This is a genomic window from Pseudomonas sp. GW821-FHT05H12, assembly GCF_059419385.1.
Map to the genome: position 1 here is coordinate 4,845 of NZ_JBWKRS010000024.1, position 17,475 is coordinate 22,319.

14 protein-coding genes are annotated in these 17,475 nt (G+C 61.9%); 7 read left to right on the forward strand and 7 right to left on the reverse strand.

Annotated features, from left to right (window positions below):
- Nucleotides 1–79: 79 nt before the first annotated feature.
- From AC07SU_RS20150 to AC07SU_RS20165, 4 genes are all read left to right on the forward strand, one after another.
- Nucleotides 80–970 carry a LysR family transcriptional regulator gene (locus AC07SU_RS20150; RefSeq protein WP_494998028.1) on the forward strand — a complete coding sequence of 297 codons (891 nt, stop codon included), beginning with the start codon at nt 80–82 and terminating at the stop codon, nt 968–970.
- A 32-nt stretch (nt 971–1,002) separates the two neighbouring features.
- Nucleotides 1,003–1,491: a GFA family protein gene (locus AC07SU_RS20155; protein WP_494998029.1), complete on the forward strand. Its 489-nt coding sequence runs from the start codon at nt 1,003–1,005 to the stop codon at nt 1,489–1,491.
- A gap of 94 nt (nt 1,492–1,585) precedes the next feature.
- The gene (locus tag AC07SU_RS20160; RefSeq protein ID WP_494998030.1) at nt 1,586–3,409 is read left to right on the forward strand and encodes a serine hydrolase domain-containing protein; all 1,824 of its coding nucleotides are present in this window, start codon (nt 1,586–1,588) and stop codon (nt 3,407–3,409) included.
- Nucleotides 3,410–3,426: 17 nt separating this feature from the next.
- Nucleotides 3,427–4,218 (forward strand): MipA/OmpV family protein, encoded by a 792-nt coding sequence (locus tag AC07SU_RS20165; RefSeq protein WP_176995813.1) that lies wholly within the window; start codon nt 3,427–3,429, stop codon nt 4,216–4,218.
- A 247-nt stretch (nt 4,219–4,465) separates the two neighbouring features.
- Here AC07SU_RS20165 and AC07SU_RS20170 read toward each other — a convergent pair whose 3' ends face one another.
- On the reverse strand, nt 4,466–5,743 hold the full coding sequence (locus AC07SU_RS20170) for an ATP-binding protein (protein WP_494998031.1): 1,278 nt from the start codon (nt 5,741–5,743) through the stop codon (nt 4,466–4,468).
- Entirely contained in the window at nt 5,744–6,451 is a 708-nt protein-coding gene (locus tag AC07SU_RS20175; RefSeq protein ID WP_176995811.1) for a response regulator, read from the reverse strand. It abuts the gene before it with no gap.
- Between the two features lie 157 nt (nt 6,452–6,608).
- On the opposite strand from AC07SU_RS20175, the gene AC07SU_RS20180 reads away from it, so the two are divergent.
- Nucleotides 6,609–7,808, forward strand: a complete 1,200-nt coding sequence (locus AC07SU_RS20180; protein WP_494998032.1) for an MFS transporter — start codon at nt 6,609–6,611, stop codon at nt 7,806–7,808.
- On the opposite strand, the gene AC07SU_RS20185 is transcribed toward AC07SU_RS20180, so the two are convergent.
- Nucleotides 7,764–8,366, reverse strand: coding sequence for a MiaE family protein (locus AC07SU_RS20185; RefSeq protein ID WP_105697059.1), 603 nt, complete (start codon nt 8,364–8,366; stop codon nt 7,764–7,766). The two genes, AC07SU_RS20180 and AC07SU_RS20185, sit on opposite strands and share 45 nt — an antisense overlap.
- A gap of 153 nt (nt 8,367–8,519) precedes the next feature.
- On the opposite strand from AC07SU_RS20185, the gene AC07SU_RS20190 reads away from it, so the two are divergent.
- Complete coding sequence (locus AC07SU_RS20190; RefSeq protein WP_494998033.1) at nt 8,520–9,383, forward strand: universal stress protein; 864 nt, start codon at nt 8,520–8,522, stop codon at nt 9,381–9,383.
- A gap of 89 nt (nt 9,384–9,472) precedes the next feature.
- On the opposite strand, the gene AC07SU_RS20195 is transcribed toward AC07SU_RS20190, so the two are convergent.
- Entirely contained in the window at nt 9,473–9,946 is a 474-nt protein-coding gene (locus AC07SU_RS20195; protein ID WP_494998034.1) for a DUF1289 domain-containing protein, read from the reverse strand.
- Between the two features lie 394 nt (nt 9,947–10,340).
- On the opposite strand from AC07SU_RS20195, the gene acnB reads away from it, so the two are divergent.
- Complete coding sequence (gene acnB / locus AC07SU_RS20200; protein WP_176996174.1) at nt 10,341–12,950, forward strand: bifunctional aconitate hydratase 2/2-methylisocitrate dehydratase; 2,610 nt, start codon at nt 10,341–10,343, stop codon at nt 12,948–12,950.
- A gap of 51 nt (nt 12,951–13,001) precedes the next feature.
- Here acnB and AC07SU_RS20205 read toward each other — a convergent pair whose 3' ends face one another.
- The 3 genes from AC07SU_RS20205 to AC07SU_RS20215 form a co-directional block, all read right to left on the reverse strand.
- Nucleotides 13,002–14,645, reverse strand: a complete 1,644-nt coding sequence (locus AC07SU_RS20205) for a SulP family inorganic anion transporter (RefSeq protein WP_494998035.1) — start codon at nt 14,643–14,645, stop codon at nt 13,002–13,004.
- Nucleotides 14,635–15,252 carry a ParB-like protein gene (locus AC07SU_RS20210; protein WP_494998036.1) on the reverse strand — a complete coding sequence of 206 codons (618 nt, stop codon included), beginning with the start codon at nt 15,250–15,252 and terminating at the stop codon, nt 14,635–14,637. The genes AC07SU_RS20205 and AC07SU_RS20210 overlap by 11 nt, the downstream gene beginning before the upstream one ends.
- Nucleotides 15,253–15,947: 695 nt before the next feature.
- Complete coding sequence (locus AC07SU_RS20215) at nt 15,948–17,225, reverse strand: serine/threonine transporter (RefSeq protein ID WP_494998037.1); 1,278 nt, start codon at nt 17,223–17,225, stop codon at nt 15,948–15,950.
- Between the last annotated feature and the right edge of the window lie 250 nt (nt 17,226–17,475).

A 17,475-nucleotide genomic window follows, 5' to 3' on the forward strand; every position in this document is an offset into this window, starting at 1 on the left:
CGGCGATCGCGGTGTGTCAGGGTGACTGCGATCGCCGGCAAGCCGGCTCCTACAGTTCTGGAATGCCTGGGAGTTTTGCATGCACTTCGATCTCGCTGACCTGCGTCTGTTTATCCATATCGCCGAATCCCCCAGCCTCACCCAGGGCGCGAAGCGGGCGTTCCTCTCGCCAGCCGCCGCGAGTGCGCGGATCAAGGCGCTGGAAGGCCAGTTGGACACGCGCCTGCTCTACCGTGACAGCCGGGGCGTGGAAATCACCCCGGCCGGCGAGCGGCTGCTGCACCATGCGCGGTTGATCATGCGCCAGGTGGATTACCTCAAAAGCGAGTTCACCCAATACGGCGTGGATTCGGCCGGGCACATCCGCATCTTCGCCAACACCACGGCCGTCACCGAGTTCCTGCCGGAAGTGCTGGCGGGTTTCTTGTCCAAGCGCCCCGGGGTGACGGTGGACCTGCAGGAACGCCTGTCCCGGGATATCGTGCGCGGCGTGCTGGACGGCACCAGCGACATGGGCATCATCGCCGGGCCCGTGGAAGCAGCGGGTTTGCAGGTGCTGCATTTCAGCACCGACGAACTGGTGCTGATGGTACCCGTGGACCACCCCTTGGCCGGCCACGCCAAGGTCACCCTGGAACAGACCCTCGCCTTCCAGCACATCGGCCTGCACGAAGGCAGCACGCTGCTGAGCTTTTTGCGCGAACACGTGGAGCGCATCGGCAAGCATTTGTCGCTGCGTATCCAGGTCTCGAGTTTCGAGGCGATCTGCCGGATGGTCGAGGCGGGCGTGGGGATCGGGATTATTCCGGAGTCCGCTGCCGTGCGGCACAGCCGGACCATGCAACTGGTCGCGGTCAAGCTGGACGAGCCCTGGGCGATTCGCGAGCGCAGCATCCTGGTGCGCGAGCTGGAAGCCTTGCCGGGGACGATCCGCGCACTGATCGCCACCTTGATGCCCGAGAGCGCCTAAGCTCAACAGTCACCTTGCCAAAGGAGACAACCATGCATTTAGAAGGATCCTGCCATTGCGGCGCCGTGACGTTCAGCCTAACGAGTGATCACCCCTACCCTTACCAGCGTTGCTACTGCTCGATCTGTCGCAAGACCGGCGGCGGTGGCGGCTACGCGATCAACTTGGGCGGCGACGCTTCAAGCCTGAAAGTACGCGGGCGCAAATACATTTCGATCTACCACGCCAGGCTCAAGCCGGACGGCGCCAGCCGCGCCCATGCGAGCACGGCCGAACGACACTTCTGCTCGCAGTGCGCCAGCGCCTTGTGGGTGTTCAGCCCCGAGTGGCCGGAGCTGATCCACCCGTTTGCCTCGGCCATCGACACGCCGTTGCCGGTGCCGCCGGAGCACACGCACCTGATGCTGGGCTCCAAGGCACCCTGGGTTGAAGTGAGCGTGCGCAAGGGCGACCTGCAGTTCGACGAATACCCCGAAGAGTCCATCGCCCAATGGCATGAGCGATTGGGACTGGCCCGTTAACAGTCTTTGACAGTTTCCCGACAAAGCTCTCAAAGATTGTGGGCAAGCGCGGCCCTAGCATTCGAGCATCCAAACCACCATCCGGGTGCTCTTCATGTTTCGCACATTGCGCGGTATTCCACTGCTGGGTTGCCTGCTGGGCAGTATCGGGTGCCATGGGCAACCGCCTGCCCCGCCGCCGATTCCCAAGGGTGACTACGGCGCGATCATTCGCTACCTGCAGGCGCGCATTCCCCGGGACATGGCCCGGGAGAATGTGCCCGGGCTGTCCATTGCCCTGGTCAATGGCCAGGAACTGATCTGGGCCCGAGGGTTTGGGCTGGCCGACAAAGCCCAAGGCGTGCCGGTCACGCCCAATACGGCGTTCCGCGCCGGGGGCATTTCCAAGCTGCTGACCGCCACAGCGGCCCTGCAACTGGTGGAGCAGCAACGCCTGACGCTGGATGCGCCGATCCAGCAGACCCTGCGCGAGTTCTACGTGCGTTCGCGCTTTCATACCGACCAGGCCGCCGCTGACCGCGATATCACCTTGCGCCGTTTGCTCAGCCATCAATCCGGCTTGCCCAGCGAACACCTGCGCGACCTGCGCAGCAGCTTTGCCATGGGGCAGATGCCGGCGCGCGTGTCGGGTGTGTGGCTGAGCAGCCCGCCCGGCTCCCAGGTGGCCTATTCCAACCTCGGTTACTCGTTGGTCGGCGCGGCCATCGAGCGCAGCAGCGGCAAAAGCTTCGAGGCCCAATTGCAAAACAGTCTGCTCAAGCCGCTGCAGATGAAGCAGTCGAGTTTTGTCGGCACCCGCGCCGAACTCGGCTATCGCGCCCTGGGTTACGAGGATGGCGTCGCGAGTACCGACGCCCAGGTGCGCGACCTCGCTGCGGGCGGTCTGTGGACCAGTCCCAAAGACCTCGCGCATTACGTGCAGATGTTGTTCGCCCAAGGCGTCTACAAAGGCAGCCCGGTGTTGAGCCGTGCTTCGATCGACGACATGTTCACCCAGCAAAACACCGGCAACGCCCTGGACTTCGATTGTCAGGTAGGGCTGGCCTGGTTCCTTGCGCCCTGTGGCGACGAGCCGATTGGCCCAGGCGTGCGCACCTATCAGCACAGCGGTGGTGGCGATGATTTTGCCGCGCAACTGACCCTGCTGCCCGACCAGCAACTGGCCGTGATCATCATGGCCAACGACAGCAACGCCGAGGACATGGTGGTGTCGTTGTCCACTGACACCCTGCGCATGATGCTGCAGGCACAAACCGGCGACCCGGTATGCGCCGACGACTGCCAGGCGCCCACCCACGGTCTCAAGCTGCGCCATGTGCCGGCGGCCGTCGACCGCAAGCGCCTGGCCGGTTTTTACGCGACGGCGTGGGGCGTGTTCCGGATCAAGGATGAACCTGATCGGTTGACCGGCGAGTTGGCCGGGTTCGATTTCGAATTGCTGCGTGACGATCACGGCTGGCTGCGGGCGCAGAAGAAAATCCTCGGTTTCTGGCTAAAAGACCTCGGCGAACTGGGCCGCGTGCAGCTGGATGTGGTGACGGTACAGGGCCGCCAGATGCTCACCGCCCGCAGCCACGGCCAGCGCATTGCCATTGGCGAACGCATCAATCCGCCGCCCCTGCCCCTGGCCTGGGCTGACACCATCGGCACCTATCAAGTGCTCAATACCCATGAGCCCGACGCGCCCTTGAGCGGGATCAGCGTGCGCCTGGAAGAAGGTTTCCTGGTGATTCGCGGCCAACTGCATGACGAGCCACTGACCGACTACATCCTGCTCCCCGTCGACAACGCCCACGCGGTATTGGCCGGCAACGGCTATGGCCTGGGCGACACCGTGAGCCGCCAGGTCAACGGCTTGAGCGCTTCGGGCTACTCCTTCAAACGCACGCATTCCCCCAACAACCCTCTGATTTTCTAATACGGAAGACCACCCTGATGCGCTCAAGAAACCTTTGCCTGTCGCTGACCTCGCTGTGCCTGCTCGCGGGGGCCAATACGGCATTTGCCGACGACTGGGAATACAGCCTCAAGGCTGGCGTGGCCAATGCGCCGCGCTACAGCGGCAGCGACGAACGCATGACCGCGCCGCTGCTAGGCGGCAAAGTCGTCAGCCCCTGGGGCATTTTCCTCGACACCGATAAGGGCCTGGGCTGGGGTTATGAAGGTAATGCCTTGAGCTTCAGCGCCTATGTCGGCGCCAGCGGCTCGCGCAAGGATAAAAATGACAGCCTGCACGCAGGCTCCAAGCGCCTCAAAGGCATGGGCGAGATCAAGTCACGCCCGCAGTTGGGTGTGAGCGCCAGCTACAACCTGGGCGGCGTGATCGTGGGGGCGACGCTGGAACATGCGCTCAAGGAAAACGATCGCAAGGACACCGGCAAGGCCTATACCCACCTGGAGTTGAGCCTGGGTACCAACCTGTATGAAGGCCGCTATGGTTCAGTCGATGCCGGCCTGAGCAGCCACTTCGGCGACCGCGAGTACTTGCAGACCTGGTACGGCGTGACCACCGGCCAGGCGGCGCAAAGCCGCTTCAAGGAATACAAGGCTGGCGCGGGCAACATCAGCAATGGCATGAACCTGACCTGGAGCGTGCCGATCAGCGAACACACCCAGTTCTCGACCTTGCTGGACGTGCAGTACCTGGCAGATGAAGCGGGCAAGAGCCCGATTGTGGAGCGACGGTTGCAGACGTCGGTGATGGGAATGGTCGAGTACACCTTCTGACCTGACAGCTGTGAGCTGGCTTGCCGGCGATGGCGGTGTATCAGTGACGAATGATGCTGTCTGAACCACCGCTATCGCAGGCAAGCCAGCTCCCACATTTGATCGCCGCGCCTCTCGAGGAGCCCACCTTACCTGTAGGAGCCGGCTTGCCGGCGATGGCGGTGCATCAGTCACGAACGAGCTGGCTGAACTACCGCTATCGCCGGCAAGCCGGCTCCTACAGGGGGTGGTGTTTGCAGGCAGTAGGTTATTCGGCGTACGCCCAGGTCATGCGGAACGATGCCCCGCCCCATTCCGAATCCAGCACTTCCACCTGCCCGCCGTGCCACTGGCTGACGCGCTGCACCAGCGCCAGGCCCAGGCCGAAGCCGCCGGTGCGGCGGTCGCGGCTGGCGTCCAGGCGCATGAAGGGTTCGAAAATCTTGGCCCGGCCGTCCAGCGGTACGCCCGGGCCATCGTCGTTGACCCGCACTTCGTAGCCGCTGCCGAACTTGATCAGCGACACCTCCACGCGTCGCTCGGCATAGCGGATGGCATTGCGCAGCAGGTTGATCACCGCACGCGCCATGAAGCGCGGTTCGATCTGGATGAAATCCACCTCGCAGGTGCGCAACGACAACTGCACACCGGCCGCCTCGGCCTCCAGCGCCACGCTGCCGATCACGCTGTCGAGCCAACTGTGGGCCTCGATGCTTTCCCGGGTGACCTGGGTGGCACCGCGCTCCAGACTGGCGTAGGTCAGCAGTTCCGAGACCATTTCCTCCAGCTCGCCGAGGTCGGCATACATGTCGGAAATCAGCTCGCGGCTCTGGCGCGGATCAGCCTGTTGCTTGAGTTGGTCCAGCTCGAACGACAACCGCGCAATCGGTGTGCGCAGCTCATGGGAGACGGCATTGGTCAGTTCGCGCTGGTTGGCGATCAGGCTTTCGATACGCTCGGCCATCTGGTTGAAGTGCCCGGCCAGTTCGCGCACGGTGGAGCGGCGCGGCAGCAGGATGCGTGAACCCAGGTCGTTGTCGCCGAACCGTTGCGCGGCCAGGCGGATATGCTCCAGGTCGCGCCAATGGGGGCGTACCCAGAAATACAACACGATCGCCAGGCTCACGCCCAGGAAACCGTAGGCCCACAGGTACAGCCACTTGGGCTCTTCCGGCAGCTTGATGTCCAGCAGTTGCGGGCCACCGTCGATATTCGTGATGAACTCCATGAAGTCCCCACGCACCACCAACTGGCCGTCGGCGAGCAGCTTTTGCTCGCGCTCGTTGAGGGCCATGGCATCGCGTTCCACCAGTTTGAGGTGCAAGCCGTAATGGGGTTGCAACTCGGCCAGGCGCACCTCACGGGCCGCGCCCTGCAACGGGCGCAGTTGCTCCACCACGCCATAGGCCGGGCCGCGCAGCGCTTCACGGTTATAGACTTCGTTGGCTTCGGGCAGCAGTTCGTCGAAGGTGTAGTTGACCAGCCAGATCGCCCCGGCCAACCCCAGCGCCAGGATCACATACAGGCGCAAAAACAGCCGTAGCATCTAGACCTCCCACGCAAAGGGATTGAACAGGTAGCCCTTGCCCCAGATGGTCTTGATGCACACCGGTTCCCGGGGGTTGTCGTTGAGCTTGCCGCGCAGCTTGCTGATGTACACGTCAACGCTGCGGTTAAGGCCGTCGAAGGCGATGCCACGCATGCGGTTGAGGATGTCATCGCGCGAGAGGATGGTGCCGGAGTGGCTGGCCAGCAACCACAGCAGCTCGAATTCCATAGTGGTGAGGTCGACCTTCTCGTCGCCCAGGCTGACCACCCGGCAGCTGCGGTCGATCGACAACCGGCCGAACTCCAGGGAGCCGCGTACCGTGGGTTCGGGCACTTGGCGACGTTGCAAGGCACGCAAGCGGGCGAGCAGCACGGGCGGCTTGATGGGTTTGATCACGTAGTCGTCGGCACCGGACTCCAGGCCCAGGATATGGTCCAGGTCATCTTCCTTGGCGGTGAGGATCACGATGGGCGTGTCGGACACGTTGCGGATTTCGCGGCACACGTGCAGGCCGCTCTGGCCCGGCAACATCAAGTCGAGCACGACGATTTTTGGCTTGAAATCGAGAAACGCCGCCAAGGCTTCATCACCCCGGTGCACCACCCGCACCTCAAAACCGTGTTGCGACAGAAAGTGCGCGATCAGCCCCGCCAGCTTTTCATCGTCCTCGACGAGCAGAACCTTGCCCAGACCCAGGTTTTCCATAAATTCTCAGTGTGGATGCGCGAATTGAAGTGTGCGCATTATAGGTGGCAAGCCGAGGCACAGAAGCGGTTGGCCATTACGCGCCGACGAAGCTTCATGCTTTTAAGAGTTTTTAACAAATACCCCGCACTCTTTAACGCCATTCACAGGGAGTTGTATGCGCAAGGATTACCTGGCGTTCTTTGTTTCGCTGTTTTTATCTCGGCTGGCAGACCAGATTCTGCTGTTTATCGTGCCGTTGATCGTGTTCCAGAGCACTGGGAGCGTTTCCTGGGCCGGTCTCGCGTTTTTTGTCGAGTCGCTGCCGCGCTACCTGGCGTTTCCGGTGTGCGGGGCATTGTGCGACAAGTACCCGCCCGCGCGCATCCTGCATATCAGCCAGGTTTACCGGGCACTGGCTTGTGTGGCGGCGGTGGCGTTGTACGGCATGTTCGACGGTATCCACTGGATCGTACTGCTCTCGGCGTTGTGCGGGGTATTGACCACCCAGGGCATCATGGCCCGCGAAGTGCTCATGCCCCACGTCTTCGCGCAGTACAGCTATGCCAAGACCCTGTCCTATTCACAAATCGCCGACCAGAGCGGGCTGGTGCTGGGCCCGCTGGTGGCGGCGCTGATGCTGGAGGTGTGGGCGTGGCACCTGGTGGTGCTGGGGGTGGCCGGGCTGTTTGTGATGGCCGATGTGGCGATGCGCGTGTGGCAACGCCACAGCACGGTGAACCTGCAAGTCTTTGCCCAGCATCGGGATATCTGGCTGCAACCGTTGCGCACGGCGCTGGGGCATATCCGCAACCTGGCGGAGTTGAAGCGCGTAATCACCCTGGCCGTGGGCGTGAACCTGATCATCGGCGTGACCCTGGCCACTTCGGCGGCGATGGTCACCGGCCAGTTTGGTGCGGGCAAGGACGGCTATGCCGTGCTGCAGGCGGCCGGCGCCGGGGTGACCATCGTCATCCTGTTTTACCTGGCGCGCGCGACATTGCCCCTGAAGGTGCTGGGCGGCCTGTCGTATTCGATGATTGCCGTGGGTGCACTGATCATGGCGATCAGCCCCAACCTGTGGGCCTACGCCCTGGGGTTCCTGCTGGTGACCGGCTTCGACAAGATGTTCAACGTGTACATGCGCAGCACGCGGCAACGGGTGATCCCGGTGCAGGACTTCGGCAAGACGGTGGGCGTGATCACCCTGTTCAACAACTTGGCCCAACCACTGGCCGGTTTGCTGATTGCCGTGTTGGCGGCGCCCCTGGGCACGCAGACGGTGATCCTGCTGTTGACCGGGATCACCGCGCTGATCGGTGTGGCCGTGGCGTCAGGCTGGCACGCCACTGTGAAAGCGGAACTCGACGTCGGGTGACTCGATCAGCTCCTGCTCGGCCGCCCTCACCCGCTCGATCACTTGGGCGACATCCTTGGCGTCACCGTACTGGTAGGCCAGTTTCAGGTACCCCTGGAAGTGCCGGGCTTCGCTTTTCAGCAAACCGAAGTAGAACTTGCCGAGTTCTTCGTCCAAATGCGGCACCAGTGCTTCGAAACGCTCGCAACTGCGCGCTTCGATAAACGCGCCGACCACCAGCGTGTCCACCAACTTGACCGGCTCGTGGGTGCGCACCACTTTGCGCAATCCCGAGGCATAACGCCCGGCATTCAGTTGGCGCAGCTCTATTTTGCGCTTTTTCATCAGGCGCATGACTTGTTCGTGGTGCACCAGTTCTTCCCGGGCCAGGCGCGACATCATGTTGATCAGGTCGACATGGCTGTAGTACTTGGCGATCAGGCTCAGGGCGGTGCTGGCGGCTTTGAATTCGCAGTTCTTGTGGTCGATCAGCAGGGTTTCCTGATCGGCCAGTGCGGCCTGGACCCAGGCGTCGGGGGTGCGGCAGCCGAGGAATTCGTGGATTTCGGGCAGGTTCATCGGGCTCACGGGCAAAAGGATCACAAAAGGGCGCCGATTATACCGACCACGCCGCAGACCACCAGCCACCGCCCTTGATGTGCATCAACATGACGGCGGCGTGGCAGCAACTATAGTTGTTGCACGCCCGCCCTCTTCCTGGAGTCCCCGATCATGCAAGCCATCCGCAGCATCCTGGTGGTCATCGAGCCCGAGCATTCGGAAAGCCTGGCCCTCAAGCGTGCCAAGCTGATCGCCGGGGTGACCGGCGCGCACCTGCATTTGCTGGTGTGCGACAAGAAACACGAGCACTCGGCGCTGCTGAGCCTGCTCAAGGCCGGCTTGCTGGAAGACGGCTACAGCGTGACCACCGAACAGGCGTGGAACGACAGCCTGCATGAGACCATTATCGATGTGCAGCAAGCCGAGGGCTGCGGGCTGGTGATCAAGCAGCACTTTGCCGACAGCCCGCTGAAAAAGGCCCTGCTGACCCCGGCCGACTGGAAACTGCTGCGCTACTGCCCGACACCGGTGCTGCTGGTCAAGACTGCCACGCCGTGGGCGGGCCGGGTGATCCTGGCGGCGATCGACGTGGGCAACAACGACGGTGAGCACCGTTCGCTGCACAATTCGATCATTGACCATGGCTTTGATATCGCCCACCTGGCCAAGGCGCAACTGCATGTGATCAGTGCCCACCCGTCGCCCATGCTGTCGGCGGCCGACCCTACCTTCCAACTCAAGGAAACCATCGAGGCGCGCTATCGCGAGCAATGCAGGGCGTTTCAAGCGGAGTTCGATGTGGATGACAAACACCTGCACATCATGGAAGGACCTGCGGATGTGCTGATTCCGCATACCGTGCACCAATTGCAGGCGGCAGTGACGATTATCGGCACGGTGGCGCGTACGGGTATTTCGGGGGCGTTGATCGGCAATACGGCCGAGGTGGTGCTGGATGCGGTGGAGAGCGATGTGCTTGTGCTCAAGCCGCAGGCGTTGATGGATCATCTGGAAGAACTGGCGTCTCAGCAATAACGCGTCCTCTGTAGGAGCCGGCTTGCCGGCGATGGGGGCCTTTGTCTTTGCGCAAAACAAACAGGCCCCATCGCCGGCAAGCCGGACTCCTACAAAGAGCTGAGTGCATCCTTGAGAAACCCGGGGGCGATGTAGCGCTGGTAATGCGCCTCGGAGAGGATAAAAAACTCGCGATCAATGGCATCGCGCAAATCCGGCAAAGGCCAATCGCGAAACTCGGGCAACAGCACCATGCCATAGGCCTCCAGATTATTGATCACCCGAGCCCCGCGAGCGATCAACTGGTAGGCCCAGCAGTATTCGGACTGGTGCGGCACGAAGCGGATCTTGCGCTGCTCCAACTGCCCGCGCAGGGTCTTGGGGTCAAAAACCTCCAGTTTTCCGGCCATCACCTGCACCAACAGCTGCTCCAACCGCAGCCAGACCGCACGTTTTTCCTCTTCGCCGTAGCCATTCCACTGGATCACCTCATGGTGGAAGCGCTTGCAGCCTCGGCACACGAGATCGCCGTAGACCGTGGAGCACAGGCCGACGCAGGGGGTCTTGATGGTTTGGTTGGACATGGGCAACAACACGCCGATCAGCGAAACAATGCGCCATGTTAGCCCTTTGTCTAACGGCGATCACCCCGCAAACTTGGTTAGGCAACTTACCTTTAGAAATTTTTTGCCGTAGAATCATCCGGCCTTGTAAGGCGCCAATAATCCATTGGAAGCTGTTTTCAAAGCGTCACGAGCACAGTCGTTCCTTCAGAGCGGTGTTGGCGACGGTTATTTACGCGGTAAATAGCCAGCGCCAACCCTCATCAGCTCCGCTCTGCAGGCGTAAAACTTTGAAAGCAGCTTCTGTGAGGAATGCCGGCAGCGCTGGCTTTGCGGCCCAAAAAGCCCCCGAGCGCATGCGTGCCGTTCATTTCTGGATGAGCGTCCCGTGGGACCACTGATGAGGGTAATAACTGTGCTTGAAGCCTACCGCAAACATATCGAAGAGCGTGCAGCACTGGGTATCGTTCCCCAGCCGCTTAACGCCGAACAAACCGCAGGCCTGGTCGAGCTGCTGAAAAATCCTCCGGCTGGCGAAGAAGAATTCCTCGTTGACCTGATCACCAACCGCATTCCACCAGGTGTTGACGAAGCTGCCTACGTCAAGGCCGGTTTCCTGTCTGCCCTGGCCAAGGGCGAAGCCACTTCCCCCCTGATCAGCAAACAGCGCGCCGTTGAACTGCTTGGCACCATGCAAGGCGGCTACAACATCGTGACCCTGGTCGAGCTGCTGGACGACGCCACCCTGGCACCTGTCGCCGCGGCCCAACTCAAGCACACCCTGTTGATGTTCGATGCGTTCCACGACGTGGCTGAAAAAGCCCGTAACGGCAACGAGCACGCCAAAGCCGTAATCCAGTCCTGGGCTGACGGCGAGTGGTTCCGCAACCGCCCTACCCTGGCCGACAAGATCAGCCTGCGCGTCTTCAAGGTGACCGGCGAAACCAACACCGACGACCTGTCGCCTGCGCCTGACGCCTGGTCCCGCCCAGACATCCCGCTGCACGCCCTGGCCATGCTGAAAATGGCTCGCGAAGGCATTGTGCCGGACGAGCAAGGCAAGACCGGCCCGATGAAGCAGATCGAAGAAATGCGCGGCCAAGGCTTCCCGATCGCCTACGTGGGCGACGTGGTCGGCACCGGTTCGTCGCGTAAGTCGGCCACCAACTCCGTGCTGTGGTTCTTCGGCGACGACGTTCCGTACGTGCCGAACAAGCGCGCCGGCGGTTTCTGCTTCGGCAGCAAGATCGCTCCAATCTTCTACAACACCATGGAAGATGCGGGCGCACTGCCAATCGAATTCGACGTTACCAACATGAACATGGGCGACGTGATCGACCTGTACCCGCATGCTGGCAAAGTCTGCAAACACGGCACCGACGAAGTCATCACCACCTTCGAAATGAAGACCCCGGTGCTGTTGGACGAAGTCCGTGCTGGCGGCCGTATCCCGCTGATCATCGGTCGCGGCCTGACCGACAAGGCACGTGCAGAGCTGGGCTTGGGCCCGACCGACCTGTTCAAGCTGCCTGAAGCGCCTGTCGATACCGGCAAAGGCTTCACCCTGGCACAGAAAATGGTGGGCAAGGCGTGCGGCCTGCCGGAAGGCAAAGGCGTTCGTCCTGGCACCTACTGCGAGCCGAAGATGACCACCGTGGGCTCTCAGGACACCACAGGTCCCATGACCCGTGACGAACTGAAAGACCTGGCGTGCCTGGGCTTCTCGACCGACCTGGTGATGCAGTCCTTCTGCCACACCGCGGCCTATCCAAAGCCGATCGACGTGACCACCCACCACACCCTGCCTGACTTCATCATGACCCGTGGCGGTGTATCGCTGCGTCCAGGCGACGGCATCATCCACAGCTGGCTGAACCGCATGCTGCTGCCGGACACCGTGGGTACCGGTGGTGACTCCCACACCCGTTTCCCGATGGGCATCTCGTTCCCGGCCGGTTCTGGCCTGGTCGCGTTCGCCGCAGCCACTGGCGTCATGCCACTGGACATGCCGGAATCGATCCTGGTGCGCTTCAAAGGCAAGATGAAACCTGGCATCACCCTGCGTGACCTGGTTCATGCCATTCCTTACTACGCGATCCAGTCGGGTCTGCTGACCGTAGAGAAGAAAGGCAAGAAGAACGCCTTCTCCGGCCGCATCCTGGAGATCGAAGGCCTGAACGACCTGACGCTGGAACAAGCGTTCGAGCTGTCCGACGCCTCGGCTGAACGTTCGGCTGCCGGTTGCACCATCAAGCTGTCCAAAGAGTCCATCACCGAGTACCTGAACTCCAACATCACCCTGCTGCGCTGGATGATCGGTGAAGGCTACGGCGATGCACGTACCCTGGAACGTCGTGCCCAAGCGATGGAAGCCTGGGTCAAGAACCCTGAGCTGATGGAAGCCGATGCCGACGCCGAATACGCCGAAATCATCGAGATCGACCTGAACGACATCAACGAGCCTATCCTCTGCGCACCGAACGACCCGGACGATGCCCGTCTGCTGTCGAGCGTTGCTGGCGAGAAGATCGACGAAGTGTTCATCGGTTCGTGCATGACCAACATCGGTCACTTCCGCGCTGCCGGTAAGCTGCTGGAACAGGTCAAGGGTCAGCTGCCAACCCGTCTGTGGCTGTCGCCGCCGACCAAGATGGACGCTCACCAACTGACCGAAGAAGGCTACTACGGCATCTACGGCAAGGCCGGCGCGCGCATGGAAATGCCGGGCTGCTCGCTGTGCATGGGTAACCAGGCACGTGTAGAGCCGAACTCGACGGTTGTGTCGACTTCTACCCGTAACTTCCCGAACCGCCTGGGTGACGGCGCGAACGTCTACCTGGCCTCGGCTGAGCTGGCGGCTGTTGCCTCCACGCTGGGTCGCCTGCCGACCGTCGAAGAGTACATGGGCTACGCAGCGAAACTGGACACCATGGCCAGTGACGTCTACCGCTACCTGAACTTCGACCAGATCGCCGAGTTCCGTAAAATCGCAGCAAGCGCCAACATCCCGGTGATTCAAGCCTAAGGTGTGTTGACGTAAAAGGACGCCGCGTATTCCACGATACGCGGCGTTTTTTTATGCCTGAGATTTGGCCAGTTGCACGGCGCCATCGACACTCAGGGCGCTGAGCTGAACCTGCGGGGCCTGCGCTTCGGGCAATGCCTGCAACACGTCCATCGCCGGATGCCGCACGCGCGCCAGCACCAGGCGCTTGCCCTCCCCGCGCACCTGGGCAAAGAACGCCGCCAGGGCTTCAATACTGGTGCCATCCAGGTCCGGCGACTCTTCCAGGCTCAACACCACGGCGTCCACCGGCGACTGGCGCATCAAGCGCAAGGCGGCGCCGAGGATACGCTCGGCATTGGCGAAGAACAGCGCCTCGCTGGGCCGCACGATCAATACACCGGGCACTGCCACCACATCGGCGTGGTGCTGGCAATCGACAAAGTCATGGCTGTTACCCAGACGCCCGAGCACCTGGATGTCCGCCGACGACATCTGGCGCAGCATCAATACCACGCTGATCGCCACCGCCAGCAGCAAGCCATCCAGCACGCCCAACACCAGCACCGCCGCCACAGCACAGACCACCAGCAAACGGTCGCGCCGCCACAGGAAATAACGCCCCAGGGGTTGCAAACTCAAGCCCCGCGCCAAGGCATACACGACGATAGCTGCCAACACCGGCTCCGGGGTCAGCGCCACATACGGCAGCACGGTCAACACGATCGCCAGCACCACCAAGGCCGCGACAATACCCGACAGGCGCGAGTTGGCCCCCGCCGCTTCATTGGCCGAGGTGGCCGAATACCCGGCACCGGCCGGCATGCCATGGAACAACCCGGACACCAGGTTGGCCGCGCCCAAGGCCAGCAGGTCGCGGTTGGATGACACGCGATCGCCGTGTTTAAGCGCAAACGAGCTGATGGAGCCGTAGGACTCCGCATACAGGATCATCACCAGGGCAAACGCCAGTTCGCCCAACCGCAGCCAGTCGGCGAACGGCAAATCCGGGAAGTGCCCCAACGCCAGGCGCAGGTCGATCAGACCGATCAGTGCAACGCCGTGGGCCTGCAGGTCCAGGTATTGCCCGGCAACGATGCCCAGCACCACCACCAACAGCCCGCCCGGCAAGCGCGGAATCCGCGCGCACACCCACAGCACCAGCAAGGCCACCCCGGCCACCGTCGCGGCCGGCCAGTTCCAGCGGGGCAACTGCTCGAGCAATTGCGGCAGGAAGCGGATCAGGTTGTTGTCGGTCAGGTGCACGCCGACCACGCTGGCCAGCTGTTTGAGGATGATGGTCAGCGCCAATCCGAAGGCAAAGCCGCGCAACACCGGTTTGGCGATGAACGACGTCACGCCTCCGAGCTTGAACAACCCCGCCAGCAGGAACAGTAGCGCAGTGATCAGCACCAGGCCGAACGCCAGGGACAACCTCAACGCCGGGTCACCACCGGCCAAGCTGGCCGTAGCCGCCGCCAAGACTGCCGCCGAAGACGAGGTGGCCGAGACAATCGCAAAGCGACTGGTGCCGAACAGGCCGTAACACAGCAGCCCTGCAAACAGGGCAATCACCCCAGCCTGGGGCGGCAATGCGGCGATGCTGGAATACGCCACCGCTTCGGGCAGCAGCAACCCGGCAATGGACAACCCGGCAAGCAGGTCCTGGATACGGTTGGGCGATGCAACAACAGGCGTATTGGTTTCAGTTTTCAATCGGCCCTACCCATCCCGGCAAATAACGTGCTTCCTGGCTGCGCGCCAGGACCATGGCCTTGGCCAACACCTTGGCACTCGGCTGGCTGACCACATCGCTACCGATACGGGTGCGGAAAAAGTCAGCCCAGAGAAACTCGCTGAACGGCGTAGCATCCTTGGCGTAACCACCCGCCGTACGCAACAGGCCGGCCAGACTCCGGTAGGGATCGTCCTGCAAGTCGGTAATCTTTCGGGGGATAGCCTCGTAGGAGCGACGCAGCCCCCGGGCATCGTAGGGGTGCACCCATTGGTTGAAGGCCATGACATTCCAGAACGTGCTGCGCTCGACAAACGACAAGTCCTTGAGCATCAGCAACGACACGCTCTTGACCTCCTCAAGCAGCAGGGCCAGCCCAAAGTGGTGGTGATCGGTAATGTAATAGCGCTCGTCCGGCCCCAGCACGCAGGGAAACCAATGTCTATCCAGCGCAGCGGCGCGCTCCTTGCGCTTGAGCTTGGTCCAGGCTTCGCGCTTGGCAGCGACCTCAGCCAGACCGACGGTGAGTTGCGTGGGGTGCAGCTTTTCCAGCTTGCCGGTGACCAGTTGCGGGCGGGGCCGAGCCATGGACAACTCCAAAAAGGAACCTGTAAGCCGACAAGCTTAGCCCTCATTGCAACGCAGGTATCTACAGACGTTCAGGCACGAGCCATTGGCTTTGACTTTGGCTTTTGATCTTGATCTTGATCTTGATCTGAAGCACCCCGTTAACCACGCTGGCCGAACGCAGGCTTGAATCCGCGGGCAACCCGGCAGGACGCCGGGTTAGCCGTCCTGGGCCAAGGATGGCCCATGACGGCGGCCCACGGATTCAAGCCGGAGTGAGGGCATGTCGAGCCTAGGCGAGACACCGAGTGGTGGGGCAAGAGCGCTTTGGTTACTTTCGCGCTTTTCGAAAGTGACCCGCCGTAAGGGCGGAACCCTAAGCCGCCGTGACCGCAGCAACGGATATGTACTCCGACCAAAAATTTATAGCGCCCAGCCCACAGTCATCGCAGGCAAGCCAGCTCCCACAGTTGGAATGCGGGGGTGTCAGGTAGGGGTGGGTTGGCTGAGTGACCGCCATCGCTGGCAAGCCAGCTCCTACATTAGAGCGCAGTACATCCAATCAAGCTTAGTCGCCTGACAGGCCGCCTTCGCGAGCAAGTCGAATCGTCGCAACGCCGCTCCCACAGTTTGAATCGATTGACACCCATGCTGCACGCACAAAAAAGGCCGATTCGCGGTGCACGCGAATCGGCCTGTGTCGTTGCCGCCTGGAATCAGGACAGCAGCGAGTAAATCAGCGCAGTAATCGCCACCAGGCCCACCGCCGTGACAAACACATTGGACGCCTGCCCACGGTACTTGGCCATGGCCGGCACCTTGCGGATGGCATACATCGGCATCAGGAACAGAATCGACGCGATGACAGGGCCGCCCAGGGTCTCGATCATGCCGAGGATGCTCGGGTTAAGCGTGGCGACGATCCAGCACACCACCAGCATGAAGGCTGCGGTCATGCGGTCCAGGGTCTTGGGTGCCGGACGGCGACCGGTCTTGACCACCAGGCCCTTGAGGCCTTCGCTGGCGCCGATGTAGTGGCCCAGGAACGACTTGGCAATCGCCACGAACGCGATCAATGGCGCGGCGAAGGCGATGGTCGGGTTGTCGAAGTGGTTGGCCAGGTAGGACAGGATCGACAGGTTCTGCGCTTTCGCCTCGGCCAACTGCGCCGGCGACAGGGTCAACACGCAGCTGAACACGAAGAACAGCACCATCACCACCATCAACAGGTGCGCGCGGGACAGGATCTGCGAGCTGCGCTCATCGGCGTGGGCACCGTACTGGCGCTTCTGGTCCACCGCAAACGCCGAGATGATCGGCGAGTGGTTGAACGAGAACACCATCACCGGAATGGCCAGCCACAAGGTGTTGAGCAGCGCCGAGGGGGCCGGCACTTCACTTGCCGTGCTGAGGATGCCGCCGGTCCAGTGGGGGATCAGGTACACGGCCAGGAACAGCAAGGCCACGATAAACGGATACACCATCAGGCTCATGGCCTTGACGATCACTTGCTCGCCGCAACGCACTACGGCCAACAGGCCGAGGATCAGCACAAACGCCAGGATCGCCCGGGGCGGCGGCATGATGTGCAGCTGGTGCTCCATGAAGCTGCTGACGGTATTGGTCAGTGCGACGCTGTAGATCAACAGGATCGGGAAGATCGCAAAGAAGTACAGCAAGGTGATCAGCGCGCCGGCCTTGATGCCGAAGTGTTCTTCAACCACGTCAGTGATGTCGGAGCCTTCACGGCCGGACAGGACGAAACGGGTCAGGCCACGGTGGGCAAAGAACGTCATCGGGAACGCCAGCACGGCCAGGATCAGCAGCGGCCAGAAGCCCCCCAGGCCGGCGTTGATGGGCAAGAACAAGGTGCCGGCGCCAATGGCGGTGCCGAACAGGCCAAGCATCCAGGTGGTGTCCTGGCGGCTCCAGCTTGTGAGGGTTGCAGGTGTCGTCTCATAACGTTGGTCGACGCTATTGGCCTGATCATTCATCCGGTCGGATCTCCGCATTTCCATAGCCGGGACGAGTCAGAAAAACCTGACAGGCAGCGCCCCGACCATAACAGGGGCGCGATTGTCCGGGATTCTCCTGAATAAGCAAAGACTTAGCTGAGGAACGGTTGTGCGGTGCAGACGTTCAAGGGTGGCTAAAAGCGCCGGTTTACGCTGGCTCCAGCGCCGCTGCCAGAATACATTCCCCAACAAATCTATTTTAGATTGCCGGGCATTCCTGTACTTTTTA

Bases quoted from the DNA above. Each gene is read 5' to 3' on its own strand.
- AC07SU_RS20215 (WP_494998037.1), bottom strand. From the start codon at position 17,225: ATGAATGATCAGGCCAATAGCGTCGACCAACGTTATGAGACGACACCT.
- AC07SU_RS20175 (WP_176995811.1), bottom strand. From the start codon at position 6,451: ATGGAAAACCTGGGTCTGGGCAAGGTTCTGCTCGTCGAGGACGATGAA.
- AC07SU_RS20165 (WP_176995813.1), top strand. From the start codon at position 3,427: ATGCGCTCAAGAAACCTTTGCCTGTCGCTGACCTCGCTGTGCCTGCTC.
- AC07SU_RS20190 (WP_494998033.1), top strand. From the start codon at position 8,520: ATGCAAGCCATCCGCAGCATCCTGGTGGTCATCGAGCCCGAGCATTCG.
- AC07SU_RS20210 (WP_494998036.1), bottom strand. From the start codon at position 15,252: ATGGCTCGGCCCCGCCCGCAACTGGTCACCGGCAAGCTGGAAAAGCTG.
- AC07SU_RS20170 (WP_494998031.1), bottom strand. From the start codon at position 5,743: ATGCTACGGCTGTTTTTGCGCCTGTATGTGATCCTGGCGCTGGGGTTG.
- AC07SU_RS20160 (WP_494998030.1), top strand. From the start codon at position 1,586: ATGTTTCGCACATTGCGCGGTATTCCACTGCTGGGTTGCCTGCTGGGC.
- AC07SU_RS20150 (WP_494998028.1), top strand. From the start codon at position 80: ATGCACTTCGATCTCGCTGACCTGCGTCTGTTTATCCATATCGCCGAA.
- AC07SU_RS20195 (WP_494998034.1), bottom strand. From the start codon at position 9,946: ATGTCCAACCAAACCATCAAGACCCCCTGCGTCGGCCTGTGCTCCACG.
- AC07SU_RS20185 (WP_105697059.1), bottom strand. From the start codon at position 8,366: ATGAACCTGCCCGAAATCCACGAATTCCTCGGCTGCCGCACCCCCGAC.
- AC07SU_RS20155 (WP_494998029.1), top strand. From the start codon at position 1,003: ATGCATTTAGAAGGATCCTGCCATTGCGGCGCCGTGACGTTCAGCCTA.
- AC07SU_RS20180 (WP_494998032.1), top strand. From the start codon at position 6,609: ATGCGCAAGGATTACCTGGCGTTCTTTGTTTCGCTGTTTTTATCTCGG.